The 14918-nt window shown below is 41.8% G+C and carries 19 protein-coding genes and 1 riboswitch; of the genes, 1 reads left to right on the top strand and 18 read right to left on the bottom strand.

Annotated elements, in window-relative coordinates; all coding sequences use genetic code 11:
* Positions 1–82: 82 nt before the first annotated feature.
* From WC848_06520 to WC848_06440, 17 genes are all read right to left on the bottom strand, one after another.
* On the bottom strand, positions 83–643 hold the full coding sequence (locus WC848_06520; protein ID MFA5962309.1) for a prepilin-type N-terminal cleavage/methylation domain-containing protein: 561 nt from the start codon (positions 641–643) through the stop codon (positions 83–85).
* The gene (locus WC848_06515; GenBank protein MFA5962308.1) at positions 637–1209 is read right to left on the bottom strand and encodes a prepilin-type N-terminal cleavage/methylation domain-containing protein; all 573 of its coding nucleotides are present in this window, start codon (positions 1207–1209) and stop codon (positions 637–639) included. Before WC848_06515 ends, WC848_06520 begins: the two co-directional genes overlap by 7 nt.
* Positions 1210–1218: 9 nt before the next feature.
* Entirely contained in the window at positions 1219–1707 is a 489-nt protein-coding gene (locus WC848_06510) for a prepilin-type N-terminal cleavage/methylation domain-containing protein (protein ID MFA5962307.1), read from the bottom strand.
* Positions 1708–1710: 3 nt separating this feature from the next.
* Positions 1711–2502: a prepilin peptidase gene (locus tag WC848_06505; GenBank protein MFA5962306.1), complete on the bottom strand. Its 792-nt coding sequence runs from the start codon at positions 2500–2502 to the stop codon at positions 1711–1713.
* Between the two features lie 191 nt (positions 2503–2693).
* Positions 2694–3167: a type II secretion system protein gene (locus WC848_06500; protein ID MFA5962305.1), complete on the bottom strand. Its 474-nt coding sequence runs from the start codon at positions 3165–3167 to the stop codon at positions 2694–2696.
* A 156-nt stretch (positions 3168–3323) separates the two neighbouring features.
* Positions 3324–3755 carry a type II secretion system protein gene (locus WC848_06495; protein MFA5962304.1) on the bottom strand — a complete coding sequence of 144 codons (432 nt, stop codon included), beginning with the start codon at positions 3753–3755 and terminating at the stop codon, positions 3324–3326.
* Between the two features lie 16 nt (positions 3756–3771).
* Positions 3772–4980 carry a type II secretion system F family protein gene (locus WC848_06490; GenBank protein ID MFA5962303.1) on the bottom strand — a complete coding sequence of 403 codons (1209 nt, stop codon included), beginning with the start codon at positions 4978–4980 and terminating at the stop codon, positions 3772–3774.
* A gap of 32 nt (positions 4981–5012) precedes the next feature.
* Positions 5013–6083 (bottom strand): PilT/PilU family type 4a pilus ATPase, encoded by a 1071-nt coding sequence (locus tag WC848_06485; GenBank protein MFA5962302.1) that lies wholly within the window; start codon positions 6081–6083, stop codon positions 5013–5015.
* A gap of 4 nt (positions 6084–6087) precedes the next feature.
* On the bottom strand, positions 6088–6453 hold the full coding sequence (locus WC848_06480; protein ID MFA5962301.1) for a response regulator: 366 nt from the start codon (positions 6451–6453) through the stop codon (positions 6088–6090).
* Positions 6454–6518: 65 nt separating this feature from the next.
* Positions 6519–8189 (bottom strand): GspE/PulE family protein, encoded by a 1671-nt coding sequence (locus tag WC848_06475; GenBank protein ID MFA5962300.1) that lies wholly within the window; start codon positions 8187–8189, stop codon positions 6519–6521.
* Entirely contained in the window at positions 8189–8983 is a 795-nt protein-coding gene (locus WC848_06470; protein MFA5962299.1) for a hypothetical protein, read from the bottom strand. Before WC848_06470 ends, WC848_06475 begins: the two co-directional genes overlap by 1 nt.
* A gap of 6 nt (positions 8984–8989) precedes the next feature.
* Positions 8990–9502: a hypothetical protein gene (locus WC848_06465; GenBank protein MFA5962298.1), complete on the bottom strand. Its 513-nt coding sequence runs from the start codon at positions 9500–9502 to the stop codon at positions 8990–8992.
* Positions 9503–9577: 75 nt separating this feature from the next.
* Positions 9578–10723 carry a type IV pilus assembly protein PilM gene (gene pilM / locus WC848_06460; protein MFA5962297.1) on the bottom strand — a complete coding sequence of 382 codons (1146 nt, stop codon included), beginning with the start codon at positions 10721–10723 and terminating at the stop codon, positions 9578–9580.
* 116 nt (positions 10724–10839) lie between these two features.
* On the bottom strand, positions 10840–11559 hold the full coding sequence (gene recO, locus WC848_06455) for a DNA repair protein RecO (GenBank protein MFA5962296.1): 720 nt from the start codon (positions 11557–11559) through the stop codon (positions 10840–10842).
* Positions 11560–12309: 750 nt separating this feature from the next.
* Positions 12310–12552, bottom strand: a complete 243-nt coding sequence (locus WC848_06450) for a hypothetical protein (GenBank protein MFA5962295.1) — start codon at positions 12550–12552, stop codon at positions 12310–12312.
* On the bottom strand, positions 12549–12803 hold the full coding sequence (locus WC848_06445; protein ID MFA5962294.1) for a hypothetical protein: 255 nt from the start codon (positions 12801–12803) through the stop codon (positions 12549–12551). Before WC848_06445 ends, WC848_06450 begins: the two co-directional genes overlap by 4 nt.
* A 122-nt stretch (positions 12804–12925) precedes the next feature.
* Entirely contained in the window at positions 12926–13267 is a 342-nt protein-coding gene (locus tag WC848_06440) for a hypothetical protein (GenBank protein MFA5962293.1), read from the bottom strand.
* A gap of 325 nt (positions 13268–13592) precedes the next feature.
* Positions 13593–13678: riboswitch (cyclic di-GMP riboswitch) on the top strand.
* Positions 13679–13749: 71 nt separating this feature from the next.
* On the opposite strand from WC848_06440, the gene WC848_06435 reads away from it, so the two are divergent.
* Positions 13750–14283 carry a CAP domain-containing protein gene (locus tag WC848_06435; protein MFA5962292.1) on the top strand — a complete coding sequence of 178 codons (534 nt, stop codon included), beginning with the start codon at positions 13750–13752 and terminating at the stop codon, positions 14281–14283.
* On the opposite strand, the gene WC848_06430 is transcribed toward WC848_06435, so the two are convergent.
* Positions 14280–14915 (bottom strand): sortase, encoded by a 636-nt coding sequence (locus WC848_06430; GenBank protein MFA5962291.1) that lies wholly within the window; start codon positions 14913–14915, stop codon positions 14280–14282. The genes WC848_06435 and WC848_06430 overlap by 4 nt on opposite strands.
* Between the last annotated feature and the right edge of the window lie 3 nt (positions 14916–14918).

The raw sequence follows: 14918 nt of genomic DNA, 5'->3' as shown, positions 1-14918 counted from the left end.
ACCGGGACTCCTTTGAAAAATTTAAATTAATTATTTCACTCTTATCACAATATCCAGCGTGGAGACTAGCAAACATAGATAGCTATTCGTAGTCAAAATCTCGGAAAGAAATACTGGTTTGGATATGCTGGGCATCCACACCATTGCCAATATTGAGTAGGACAGTTGCCTTGCCTACGACTTTGGGAGTAGCCGAAGTCGGCGTAACCTCAAAAATTCCATCCACATCCGCAGAAATTAGCTCAGTCGGAGTCCCGCTGGCCGTACTACAATCGGGATATTCCAAATCACCTGGCGAGTAGGCTGGATCTGAAGGATAAAAAAGACTTGTCAGGCTCCCTCCAGTAAAGCTATATCTGATGCATGTGGCTTGAGAATTATTAAACATTATTACTGTCTTTTTGGTCGCATCCACCATTAATTTAGTACTCATCCGCATATTTTTAGCCATAGCTTCCATAGCTGTGCGACTTGCTTCCATATTACGCTGCACGATGCGACTTTTCTGGCCAGCGCTAAAAGTTCTCGCATAAGTAGCAGTCACAGCAAAAATCACCACGGTAAAAATAGAAACGGAAATCATTACTTCCAACATTGAAAAACCATAATAATTTTTCCTGCCCTTTTTTAGTTTTTTTACCATTTTGTTAACGTTACAATAGCAAAAGCGCATTTATTATTGGTATTGCAATTGCTAGAATTAGGAGAACTGGGCAGTCCAGCGGCCCCCCAACCCGCAGTGACATAGACCTTGGCTTTTGCGGCATTTTCAGCATCTGAATCAGAACCGTCAATTAGCGAGTAGTCTATATTTACTCTTCTTCGAAATTTTGTAATTGTTGCGGAAGTTGTTGAATGTTTATAGAAATTTGTCACATTATCAGCATAAAGTCTAAACAATGTCGATGAGCAGTCTAATGCAGACTGAAAATCAATCCGACAATTAACGGTATCATCAGCAGGAAATGCCCCAGAAAATGCATCTACTCTATTTTTAAAGTTATTATCCCGAAGATTTTGTACCAATTCTACTCCCTCTTGCGCAAGCATAGCTCCAATAATCTGATCGCGACTGTCAAGCGACTGTCTCAGTGCGGAAGTAAAAAGCGGCAAAACACCCATGACACCGATCGACAGGACTGCCACTGAAAGCATCACTTCCATGAAAGAAAAACCGGCATAATTGTGCTTCTTGTTTTTTTTCAACATTTTTTCAACTTAATTTTGCGCAATTGATCCATTTGCTCCAATTGTCACAGTTTTTGTTTTTGTATTAAGAGTAAAGGTTATTACTAAAGCAGCAGACTTATAATTTCCGTTCGGAACATCAAACATCATCATTTTTCCGCCAGCATTAGAAGCGACCCCGTCTTTTAACTTTTGCGTATAAATAATATTATTGCAACTAGTTAGAATATTACTGTAGCAGAGATAGTAGGTTTTCCCATCAGCATTAAAGCGCACTCCATAATATTTCGGCACGGATCCTCCTGTCATTTTCCCCTGCAAGGCGTTACTCTGCGCTTGCTTGATGTCCGCCGCCACTTCCGACTGTGCCGCCTTGAGTTTAGCTAAATCCTGAGCTGGCCGCAAAGAAACAAACCCGATTGAAAGCATGATTCCAACAATACCAATCACAATTATCACCTCAACAAAAGTGAAACCTTTCTGCCTCTTTTTTCTGTTTATTTTTAGTTTATCTTGCATCATTTAGAAAAATTTCAAATACCAACTAACGATAGGTGTGTAATAAAGCATCGAAATGATTGCTCCCACGGCCAAAAATGGAGCGAAAGGAATCTGACTGCCCATTTTTTTCTTCTTCAGGCTCACTAAAACTATACCACAAATCGCCCCAATTGCAAAAGCCAAAAACAGCCCCAAGAGAATTTTGGGCCAGCCCAAAACCAATCCGATAAGAATGACCAAAAAAGCATCGCCCATTCCCATAAACTTTTCCCTGGAAAGAGAAGATAGCAGGAAAAAGGATATGAACGCCACAAAAGCAGCCAACGTACCGGAATAAGTCAAATTATTCAGGATACTGCCATTAAAATTCGCCATTTGAAAATCAATCAAGAGGTTGCAAAAAATAGCAAAACCGACCGTTGTCCAAAGCACGATACTGGGAATTTCCAAATAAAGCAAATCATAAATAAGGATAACGATCAACGCGGAGACAATTGTGAGATAATAGAAAGTAAAAAACCAAGTAGCCGAATCAGTTAAGACAAAAAACTTTCCACCCAAAAGCATAAACGCAATGCCGGTAAAAAATTCTACTAGTGGATACTGCCAAGAAATTCTTTCCCCGCATTCTCGACACTTGAATTTTAGAAGTACAAAACTGATTAGCGGAATATTATCATACCAATGAATCATTTTCTTACAATGCGCGCAATGCGACCGCCCCAAAATCGTTTCGGCCGTCCTGATGCGATAGACTACCACATTGAGAAAACTGCCGATGATCAATCCAAAAAGAAAAAAGATGATAAGCATAATAAGTATATTTTAGAGAATCGGAGATTAAGACTTGTCTTTATGTTTTTATTATATCATCGGCTTAGAATAAATACAACAGCTTACTTCGCCAAAAAAACCAAAAGGGCAAGTCGCAAAACTTACCCTCTTTGATCTTATCGCCAACCAATGCATATGCAGATTGGCAAGCAAAGAAAATTTCAATCAGCTTAGCATCCTGATGGAAAACCATTATTCGTTCCAGGATAAACACCACCATTCCTGATTCCACTTGGAGAAATGTAATAGGTTCCTGAGCAAGCAGTGTTATTTCTATTATCAACAGTAGCTACCATATAAGGTGTCGCTGTATTACAATTTCCAGCAGCTGGTGCTGTATAGGCTACGGTACCTGAGGCACCCAACTTCAAATCAAGAGTATCTGGCATAGCAGATCCGATAGCAGTACCTACACACAAATCAGTACCTGCGCCTCCAGCGCCTGCGTAGAGCGTGTTGGTAGTTGTATCGCAACACAATGTCACTCCTGAGGCTAATGATGACAGCGATGATTTCATAGCTGCAGCGTTAGCTTTATTTCTAGCTGAGTTCAAGCTGACCAACACGATTGAAGCCAAAATACCGATGATCGCGATAACGATCAAAAGTTCGATCAATGTAAAACCTTTTTTATTTGTATTCATTTTTTTCACCTCTCCTTCTAGTTTACCTCGCGCCATCTCGAGTACTCGAGATTTTGCCAAGTGTTTATTTTTCCTGCCAAATTCCGTTTTAGGCGGATACCGGCTGCGCCGGATCTGGCAAGATTATTCCTATATTAAATCAGTCAATAATCTTTTTTAGGGACAGGAATAATCAGGATCGCTAGTGAAATCAGCACCTTCAACAGTAATCGTCGCTCCCTTGCACGTAGCTGGAACACCACTAATATCAGTCGGAGTCACCTTAATAGCATCCAAAAACCCACCATCTCCATCGCACTCTTCATCCGTAAAGGCCGGGGATTGAACAGAAGGTGGTGGAGTCACGGCAGTTGTTGTTCCGAGTGAATCACTACACTCACTGAGATAGGCAGATTTCAAACTTGATACTCCAGATTTAAACTCAGCTTGTTTCGCCTTAGCTCTGGCACTGTTCAAGCTGACCAACACAATGGAGGCTAAAATTCCGATAATCGCAATCACAACCAGAAGCTCAATCAGTGTGAAACCATAGTTCTTATCATTAAGCATTGATTGCGCCTGCCCTATGTTTTTTCCTTTTGATATCATATCACACTTCTTGCTTTTATTTAATCTGACCGGCAATATTATAGATTGGCATCAAAACTCCGACCGCCATAAGGCCAACACCAAGACCGATCAGGATCATCAAGATCGGCTCAATCAGCGTAGACATATTTTTGGCCATCAGCTCCACCTCTTGCCCATAGAACTTGGTAATATGTCCGAGCACGGAATCAATTTGTCCTGATTCTTCTCCGATTTTTATCATATGCGAAACCATTGGCGGAATAAGCGGACTCCGAGTTAAGATATCGCTCATATTCTGTCCTCTTTTCACATTTTCCGCTGTCCGCAGATACAATTCCTCATAGACGGTATTGCCAATAACAGCACTCACGATTGTAAGCGCCTTAATGATAGGAATCCCTCCTGCTAAAAGAACCTGCAAATTTTCAGAAAACCTGGTGATATATATATAGCGGAACATCACGCCCACGATCGGTAATTTTAATTTAATCTGATCCCACTCTCTCCTGCCATCAACCGTGCTCATGTAATAAACGATGCCGGCAACTATCCCAGAAATAATCACCAAGACTGCCCACCAATAAACTGCCATAAAATCACCGATATTGATAAGCAGATTTGTATACCATGGCACTTCCGCGTTCAGATCTTTAATCATCACTGTTAGCTTTGGAATAATGAGCGTGATCACCAAAAAACCGATCACAAAAAACACCACCAAAACAATAGCTGGATACATCATGGCCGACTTAACCTTGCTGGTCAATTCATAGTTCCGTTCAATATTATCCGCTACATATTCGACAGATTTTTTCAAATTACCTGAAGCCTCTCCTGCTTTGATGATATTGATGGATAGGGTGGAAAAGACATCCATATGCTTAGCAAAAGCGTCGGAGAGAGTCACGCCATCTTCGATGTCCTTGATTGCCTCGGACAAGATAATTTTCAAAAAATTACCGCTCGTCTGCTCGCTGATAGCAGTGAGAGCCGTCACAATCGGAACGCGTGCCTCGATGAGAATTGCCAGTTGGCGAAAAAAAACTACCAAGTCCTTATCCGTCACCTTGTCATAATATTTATTGATAGTTTTCATCAACTCATTCTCACTCTCTTCCTGAATATTGATCGGAAAGAGTTCGTTTTTTTGCAAAATAGCGGCGGCGGCGTCTTTATTCATTGCGTTCACCACACCTTCACTAGTTTCTCCTGTTTTTGTTTTGGCTTTGAATTTAAATTTCATATTTTTATTATACCACTAATTCTAAAAATGGACTAATATTTTAATAGTGTTTCAAAATTTTTCTGATCACGCGCATAAGATGTGGCGACCTCCAGAGAAACTAGGCCCCTGCGCACCAGATCAGCCAGAGACTTATCCATCGTGACCATACCTTCTTGCGAACTGGTCTCAATAACATTGCCGATCTGATAGCTTTTATTCTCCCGGATCAAATTCTCCACGGCATGATTCTTAATCATTATCTCGATCGCCGGAACCCGTCCCTTGTCCACACGCGTCATCAGTCGCTGAGAAACTACAGCCAAAAGCACATTGGCCAATTGCGAACGTACCTGATTTTGCTGGTGAGCCGGAAAAACATCCACGATCCGATCAATCGTCTGCGGAGCATCGTTGGTGTGCAAGGTAGCAAAGATCAGATGCCCTGTTTCCGCTGCCGTCATTGCGGTAGCAATCGTATCCAAGTCCCGCAATTCACCAATAAGCACCACATTAGCATCCTCGCGAAAAACCGCCTTAAGCGCTCCCTGAAAAGAATCCGTGTCTTGGAAAACTTCCCGCTGGTTGATAATTGAGCGATCCTGTTCATAGATATATTCGATCGGATCTTCAATTGTGAGAATGTGCCTTTCTTGGTTGTGATTGATGTGATCGAGCATTGCCGCCAGAGTAGTTGATTTTCCATGCCCCACTGGCCCAACCATCAAGAATAACCCCTGAGACACTGTCGTAAAATCATACAGCATTTCTGGCACGCCCAATTCTTCCAGCGTTCTGATTTCTCTGGGAATAAGCCGAAAAGCAATACTAGTATAGCCCTGCTGGATAAAAGCATTGACCCGAAAACGTACCTTATCCTCAAAATTATAGGAAAGATCGACTTGCCCATCTTTTTCTAAAATTTTCCTCTTTTCTTCATCCAGAACGACCTCACAAATTTCTTTAGTCGCGCTAGGAGTGAGAATTGTATCTTGGTTGAGCGGATAAAGCCGCCCATCGATCCGATACGTCGGATAACGCCCAACCACCAGATGCAAATCGGATGCTCCACGCTGAGCAGCAATCCGAAGTAAATTTTTTACTTTCTGTTCTGTTCGTAGCATATTTTTAAGCTTTACTAAGCACACTATTAATTTTTTCCAGGACTTCCGATGGAGTAAAATGCGATTTGATCAGGTAATCAGTCGCTCCCAACTCCAATCCCTTATCTATTTCATCCTTCTGGCTCAAATTGGTCAGAAGGATTATGGGAATATTCCTTAAACGCTCATCCTGCTTGATTGCGCCTAGGACGTCCAATCCTCCCAGATTTGGCATGATGATATCCAAAAGGATCAGATCGGGAAGTTTTTCTTGTGTCCGCAATTTCTCCAATCCTTCTCCGCCATCCTTCGCATCAAGCACTTCAAAGCCTTCTTGGGTCAGCTTTGTGTGATAGATATCGAGCACAAAATAATCATCCTCGATAATCATTATTTTTTTCCTGCTTTCTTCCATATAGCTGTAAACAAATCAACTTAGAAAAATTAAATTAAAAATCAATCATTAGCTTCCTCTAGCGTGGTAAAATTACATTCAGTAACCCGCTCCACTTCTTCGATCGTCGTGAGGCCTTTTAGAATCTTCAAGACTCCGTCCTGCTCGATCGTAAGAACTCCCATCCGATCACGTTCTTTTTTTATCAGCTCCTCACTTCCTCTTTTTTCAATAATGATATTTTTTATCGCTTCCGTCACTGGCACTGCTTCATAAATAGCCACCCGGCCCTTCAGTCCTGTCCCGTTGCATGCATCACATCCCTCGCCATGATAAAACTTGACCCCATCAGTTAGGTTAATTCCATAATCTTCTACTTGTTTAGCGGAAATATTTTTAATTTTATCTATTATCCTGGACCCAACAACAGCAGAAATTTCTTTTTCCTTTTTGCACTTTTCACAGATCCGACGCACCAATCTTTGTGCAATTACCATCCGTAACGATGAAGAGAGAAGAAAGGGCTCGATGCCCATATCGATCAGACGTGGAATAGCGCCAATTGCCGTGTTTGTGTGTAAGGTGGAAAACATCAGATGCCCTGTGAGCGCCGCATGCACAGCAAGTTCAGCAGTTTCGCCGTCACGGATTTCGCCCACCATAATCACATTTGGATCTTGACGCAAAACTGTACGGAGCCCTGAAGCAAAAGTATAGCCGATTTCCGGCTTGACCTGGCTTTGATTCATCCCTTCGATAAAGTACTCGACTGGATCTTCCAGCGTGATAATATTTCGCTCTTCATTGTTTAGAATTTTCAACAGCGTATAAAGGGTGGTTGATTTTCCACTGCCTGTCGGACCAGTCATCAGAATCATTCCATAGGTTTCCTGGATGGCTTTTTCAATATCGGTCCTCGCTCTTCCTACCAGCCCTAAAGCATCAATACTGCCCGTGCCGCCATCTTTGTCCAAAATCCGCATCACAATTTTTTCTCCACCGACCACAGGCAATGAGGATACGCGAAAATCAATGTCCTTCTTATTGAAGTTTAGCCGGAACCTTCCATCCTGGGGCTTTCTCTTTTCATCAATTTTTAGATTTGCCAAAATCTTTATCCGAGAAATCACCACTGGCCCAATCTCAAGTGGAAAAATCAAGCTGACATGAAGCACTCCATCCACTCTGAAACGCACTCGATAGTCTTTGTCCATTGGCTCAATATGGATATCGCTTGCCTTTCCTTCCACGGCATGACTGATAACCACCTCTACCAATTTGGTCACAGGAGCATCTTTCAGAATCTCCTTTTCTTTTTTTTTATCACTCTTTCCGCTGTCATCAACATCCATCCGATATTTTTCGTCCTCAAAAGAATCCACCGCTTCCTTCAATGCTTCATTAGTTTCATTGTATAAAACAAACAGGCCAGAGAAAATATCAGGAGAAACAGCGTATGTTTCAATTCTTGCCTTTTCTTTTTCTGCCACAAAATTCAAAGCATTGAGCGCTTCAACATTTTCCGGATAAAGCATGGCAATTTTCAAGATGCCTTCTGATTTTTCAAAAGCCATCATGCCATATTTCTCAGCTACTTCTTTGGGAATTATGTTGACAACATTGCCCGGAATATTCTTCGGCACCTCACGCAAAAGATTCTGACTGATTCCCTGTCCGGCAGGAACATCGCCACTCAGATCTCCATCGTTTTTCTCCGCCACTTTTTTGGTCATTATTTTGCGACATTAAAAGGATTGTTCCCACCTCTTTCGCCAGGAAGAACATTGTTAACATCGATGTTGCGACTATCTTTAATTTTTCCTATCACCTGCTTATCAAAAGCTCCCCTGACGAAGATGTCATTATCAATATCCCCATCCGCCAACCTCTTCAGCTCATCGAGATAATTAAATTCCAAAGTAATATCTGCTTGCAGTGAAGCGCTCACGACCTGATCGCTATTGATCAGTGTCTTTATTGTCAGTGCAGAAACTTTGTCAAATCTTTTCAGCTTCTGAATTTTTCCGAGCAAACTTTTTATATTTTCGTATTCCCCCAGTACAGAAAAATTCACTTCCAAATTTTTTGGCACCGCCTTCGGCGTCACAGGAGCAGGAGCCCCCGCATTGCCAGAGACAGGGAGATAGCTAGTAGCACTAGCATCGATAGTCGGCACCACTACGGCAGTTTCTTTTTCCGGAAAAACTGAAATATTAAGCACGGACAAGGCATTGTTCTTTGCTAAAGAATTCAGGTTATCAATAATCTTCTCTTCCTCCGTATTCACTGGAACATAATTAAAAACAACTGAGTTTTCGAAGGAATTAGAATCCAGATCTGCCACTAATTTATTGGCATTGCTGATGCGACCATCCAGACCCGACATCAGACTTTCTTGCTGGACCAATTTTTCGCTTCTCTCCTTGACGCCATCGACTCCGTTAGTATAAGCCGGATAGGCGTACCAAATAATTGTTACTATTATTAAAACGATCAGCGACGGGGCGAGTAATATTTTTATTTTCATATTTTTTTATTTAATTTTTAAAACAACCGTAAAACTAATCTTATTAAGCCTCGTGTCAAATTCACTCTCTCCCGCAAGAACAGATGTAAAATAATCAGAGCTCTTAAAACTTAAGATCTGTTTAGCGACCATCTCATAATTATCCGCATAGCAATCAAGCGTGATTGCTTTTGTGTCGTCATCATATTCGTAGGCGCTCAAATAGACGCCGGCAATCATCGATTCTTCCACTTTTACCACGTTTTGATTGGCATTGCGCTCTTGAGCTAAAAGATCATTCGAAATCGATAGTCTATTTTGAAAATCTAACACCCTCTTTGAATCGCCAACAATAAAACTGCTACGCTTAGCGCTGTATGCGGCAGTCAGAGCATCAGTATCCTTGCTCAGCTTTTTCCCATAGAAAAATAAGCCGCAATAAATTAAAATGACCAGAAAGAACACAGCGAGAAGAACGCTAGTGCCCATTCCCATCATTTTGGTTTCTTCCTTGTCGGTGACCAAATTTATATTTGCCATTTTTATTTTTATCCTGTCAGATTCGTCCCCACAAGGACGATTCCCGGCCAGCGGGACTCAGCAGGATGTTTAAATTTATTTTAAAATTACTTTCTTAACTAGTTCCTTTTTGTGATACTCCTCCACTCCTTTCAACGCCAATCCGACAGCTACCGCAAAATTATTTTGAATATTAGAGATAGAAGGCTCCAATCTGCTGTCATAACTAATCCGCGCAAAAGGATTGCCAATAACCACCTCTATCTGCAATTTATCAGAAAAATATTTCCCCATACCGACCAACTTTGACGTCCCGCCAGATAGGATCAGCCTGTCTGGGGTATTCTGCTCTCCATCTTTATGACAGGTACGGATTATCCGTTCTACCTCGCCCGTGATAAGTTCCAATGTAAAAAAACTGATAGCCGAATCGGCAGCAAAAAAATCCCTACCAGAAACTTTCAGTGCCTCTGCTCTCTCAAAATCAATCCCCATTGCCTTGGCAATCGTCTTAGTCATTTCTATCCCCCCTGCATCAATATTGCGATTGATCCTGATTATGCCCTTCTCAACTAAAATAATATTACAAACCCGTGCCCCGATATCTACGATGATGAAATTACCCAAATCATTGCCGACGAGCGAACGAACGATGGAAAAAGTCTCGATGTCGATCGAACGCAAACTCAATCCAGACGCCTTGATCAAATTTTCATAACACAAAACTTTCTTCCGTGAAGCAGCCACAAGCAACACCTTGATCTTTTCTCCCGAATCAACATTCTTGCCGGACGGAGCCCCTAAAAAGTCCTTCTCTTGAGGCATCTCAGTGACCGCACCAGTTCCCCTTTCCACGATTTCCCAACTGATCACAACCTCATCAAGCGATGTTGGCACATATTTATGCGCTTCGAACTTTATTGCTTGCTCCATATCGCCATCAGCCATCTCAGGAAAATCAATAAGCGCAATGAGTCCACCGAAAGCCGGCAAAGACACATAGGCATTTCTTCCAGAAATCTTCGCCTTTTTGATGATTTTCTTGATACACTGAGGCAGGACAGTCTGCAGATAATCCGCATCCGCCTTATTTTTTCCCAAAATATCTCCGCCAAGTGGCATCCAGGCATAGTTAGATAAGATTGTCTTTCCATCTACTATCTTAAGCTCAACAATCTTCACGGAAGCCGTACCGATATCAATTCCGAGGAATACGTTTTTTTTGAAATTAAAATCAAACATCTATTATTGATAGTTTTTTGTTTCTTATCTAACCGTCCAATTTATTATACCACGAAATAAAAAGTTAGCAACAGCGGAAAGCTACCACCACTAAACTGCAAGTACCTTCCCTTAAGCTAGACCCAATCGATCAACTCTTTCCAGATCAACTTCAATTCGCGCAGATCTTTTTCATTCACTTCCAATTTAGAAAAACTCCCGATCTTATTTTTCAAAAATATTTTCACAAGCTTGATCGACGAGTCACTGTTTCGCACCTTCTTCCGTTCGGTCTTGGCGCACTCGGCGCACAGCGCCCCACCCCGCTCAGCGCTAAAATAGTTATCATTCCCGGCGGTGATTTTTTGGCCACAATTGGCGCAATATTCCACCCGAATCTTGTAGCCCAAACTTTCCATCAACTTGAATAAAAATCCCAAAGTGACCACGTCAAATTTATACTCCGCCTTTTTTTCCAAGCTTAGTTTTTCCATCGCTTCCAGATATTCTAAAAAAAGTTCAAACACGCGCGCGTCTTTTTCTTGTTGGGTGATCAATTTATCAAAAAGAGACAGCGCCCAAAACACCCGACTCGTCGCCGAAAAATCCGCTTTCACAGCGGAAAAATTATTGACAGCAATCGCCCCGGTAATCCGCCCCAGTCCTTTTTTCCTGGAAACATAAATTTCTGAGTGCGTCAGCGGCTCCAAATTCCCCGCCAATTTCGCATTCGGTTTTCTCACTCCCCTCCCTACTGCCTGAATTTTGCCTTCTTCCAAAGTAAAAAAGTTATAGATCCGATCAACTTCATTGATGTCGCACTTGGAAAGAATTAGACTGGTGTATTTGAAATCCATAATATGCTAAATTTCTAATTTCAAAACTGGTTAAAAAATGTGTCATTCCCGCGAAGGCGGGAATCCAGGTTCCACTAGTTATTAACTCTGGAAAATCGAGATGCAAGTCCAGCAAGCTCTCAATTTCAGTTAGTCTTGAATTTCAATAATTCGTTTTTTCTTAATTTAAAATCTGAGGTGCATGGATCCCCGACTTCTCGGGCCTGCCTGCCGATAGGCAGGGATGACACTAGATTATCACAAAAAAACGAAAATTCCCAAATAAAAAAGGGGCTCGACTAAATCTCGAAACCCCTATAGCCCAAAATTTTTCCTCCAAAAAATTTTGGGCTGTTACTTAACCGCAAACTTTTATGATTGCCCCGATTGCTAAGCCTGCAGCTACAGCGGCAAGCACTCCCAGCACGAAACGACTAGCTTTTTTCAATAGTCATCGCCTCCTTCCTTGTCCTGCACGATGTGCGATTATTCATCCAATTGACCAATAAACAGCCACCGACAGCAACCATCGAAGCCGCTATTCGCCACGCATCTGATCTCGTTTTATCAAACGCGATCCAGAGCAATGCAATTAAGATGAACGCCCAGACAACAGTCAACATCACTCTTCCCACGGCACCCCCTTCGTCTTGAGCAAGGATTCCTCCTTCGCCCGAAAATTAAAATAACCTTTTGATTTCAAGTAGAGAAACACCACAACCACGATTATGACGAAAGTGGGACTTCTGACGATTATCCAGAAAATCTCCACTAGCCAACCTCCTTTCGTGTAAGCTTCGCGTTCCTCGGACGAATGTCCAGGAAAACAATCGCCAACACAAAAGCCAACAAGGCTGAACCAATGGAAAATGATATATTACAGACCATTGAATCATCAAGGTGGGTCATATATTTTTTTTCCAGATTTTCAATTGCCAGCGCTATTGCCAAGGTGATTACGAATACGATGAGCGAAATGACCAGCGACAGAGTGCATTTTTTCCACTCTTTCATGCCTCCCCCTTTCCATCATTAAGTGGGAGTGCCTGCTGAATCCTGCCCGAATCATTGTTTGTTCCTTTCCTCTTTTTTTGTTTTTTCATTTTCCGAGGAACCGGCCCGAACAGTGTTTGTTCGAGAGGAAACTTACTCTTGGTCATTGCTGGTATCAGAGAGGACTTCTCCCCGGGAAAAATTTTTTCGGCATAGCGCTCGGCATCGTCGCCAAGTGCGCCACCTGCAGCTGCTGTTTTGCCATCAACCATAAGCCCTCCTTTCAAAAAAATAAAAAAAGTTACCAGAAGAAAAACTAACAGGAGAACATCCTTAGTGGCTCCTATCAATAGATCATTTATGGGAGGAATATTATTCAGCAAGTTGCCTCCTTTCAGCCAAAGAAAATTTTCACAGCCTCCTTCAACGGATTATGATCGAATGGACTTTCCCAGACATAGTCAACAATTAAGTTGGCATTGTCATCCCTTCCAAGAATCCCCATAACAAGAACGGTCATAATACTAGGATACCGTCTTTTTATTTTTTGCAAAAACATAGCGCTATTCTGACCAGAACTCAAGCCATGCACAACAATATCCCAGCCCTCCTTCAGTAGGGCTTCACTTTCTTGTCTATACGTGCCACCAGTCTCGCAACCAGGAAACAGACTAGCCAGTATTTCCTTAAGGAAATGTGCCATCATCAAGTCCTCTTCGATTACCAAAATTCTCATCTTTTTTCTCCTTCTCTTTTTAGATTATTTTGTCATTCATAAAACTCACTCATCCAACCCGAAAACCCTAAAATTGCGGGTCAAATGCGTGAGTTCTATGAACATTCAGTTGTTAAAAAACCAATATATTATTCTAGCACAAATGAACAGTTTTGGCAAGCGCGGATGAAAAATGACCAAAAATTTCTTTTTTTTGAAAAATGTCTAAAAAATACTAGCACTAAATAAGCTTATTTCAAGCCAATACTTGTCTAGGCGCTGGAAAAATTGACAGAAAAGGGAAAATAACTATAATGTGAACCAAGTACCTAAGATTTTAATTTTTAGAGTTAGTGAAGACGTTGAACCGTGGTCCTTATTTTGGACGCCTTGAACCACGGGAAGTCAGTGGCGTAACCGGTCACTTGCTCATCACCTAAAAGACGCTTTTTTTAGTGCGCCTTTTTGTAGATAGGGCTCAACGGATTTCACGGAGCCTTTTTATGTTGAAAAAAAGCGTTCCGCGATATCTCCTGTTGGGAATCTGCGCTTTTTTGTTGTGGCAGATCCTCTCAGTACATATTCTCGGAGAAGAAAATAAAATAGCCAACGCAAGCAGTGCCAGTGCACCTCAGCTCAGCTCTTTTGAAGCGCAAATTGTGCGACGTATTAATGAGGAGAGATCTACCAAAAAATTGCCTCCACTGACGATCAATGCCCAATTAAATATGGCAGCCAATCAAAAAACGGAGGATATGCTCCGCCGGAATTATTTTTCCCACCAGACTCCCGAGGGAAATTTCGTCTGGGGATCAATTGAGAAAAACGGCTATGATTATAAGTACGCTGGAGAAAATCTGGCGCGCAACTTCTCTTCCCCCGACCAGACCGTGTCTGCGTGGATGGGATCCGTGACGCATCGTGAAAATATCCTAGGAGAGAATTTTTTTGATATCGGTATCGGGACAGAAAAAATCAGCAAGGAGGAAAAAGAATATTTCTACGTCACTGTTCTTTTTGGCAAAAAAAATCTTTAGACTTTTTCCGCCACAACGATCAGTCGCTCATAATCCGTCCCCGGCGGCCAGCAAGTCATCAGCGTCAAACTTTCTTCATCCCTCTCATCCTTGAGATATTCTACCGCATCTCCAGCCACGATCTTTTTTTCTGCCACTTGATAGCGAAAGATTTTATTTTTATACACCACTGAAAGTTTGTCGTCTTTTTCCAATTTATTCAGTAGAAAAAAAAGCGTATTCGTCCGGTTCGTATCATAGAAATTTCCCGAGGAATGCGCGAACATAAAAATATTTCCATCCTCGCCAGGCAATCTCGTCCCCTTGGCATGGGCAATACCCTCTTTCAACGCTTCACGATAATCTTTGGCAGAAAACGGATCAACATTGGCAACCACTTTTGAATTGATTTCAAGCTTCGGAATGATCAAGCTGAAGTCCGAACTCGCCGGAATAATCACGTCACCAGAAACTTCATTGCCTGCTCCAACCAACCCGATCTTCACGTCTGGTTTTTTAGCGGAAAAAAGAAAACCGATTTCCGTTTTGATAACCGGATAAAAGATTAAAAAAAATAAAAGCAGAGAAAAGGCAACCAGAAATATTCCTGCCCTAAAAATAACTCTCTGCTTTTTTTCTCCGCTAACTAGCATATG

This window comes from Parcubacteria group bacterium (genome assembly GCA_041659505.1).
In the GTDB taxonomy this organism is placed as follows: domain Bacteria; phylum Patescibacteriota; class Minisyncoccia; order Moranbacterales; family UBA2206; genus UBA9630.
This window is presented reverse-complemented; position numbering and strand designations above follow the sequence as displayed.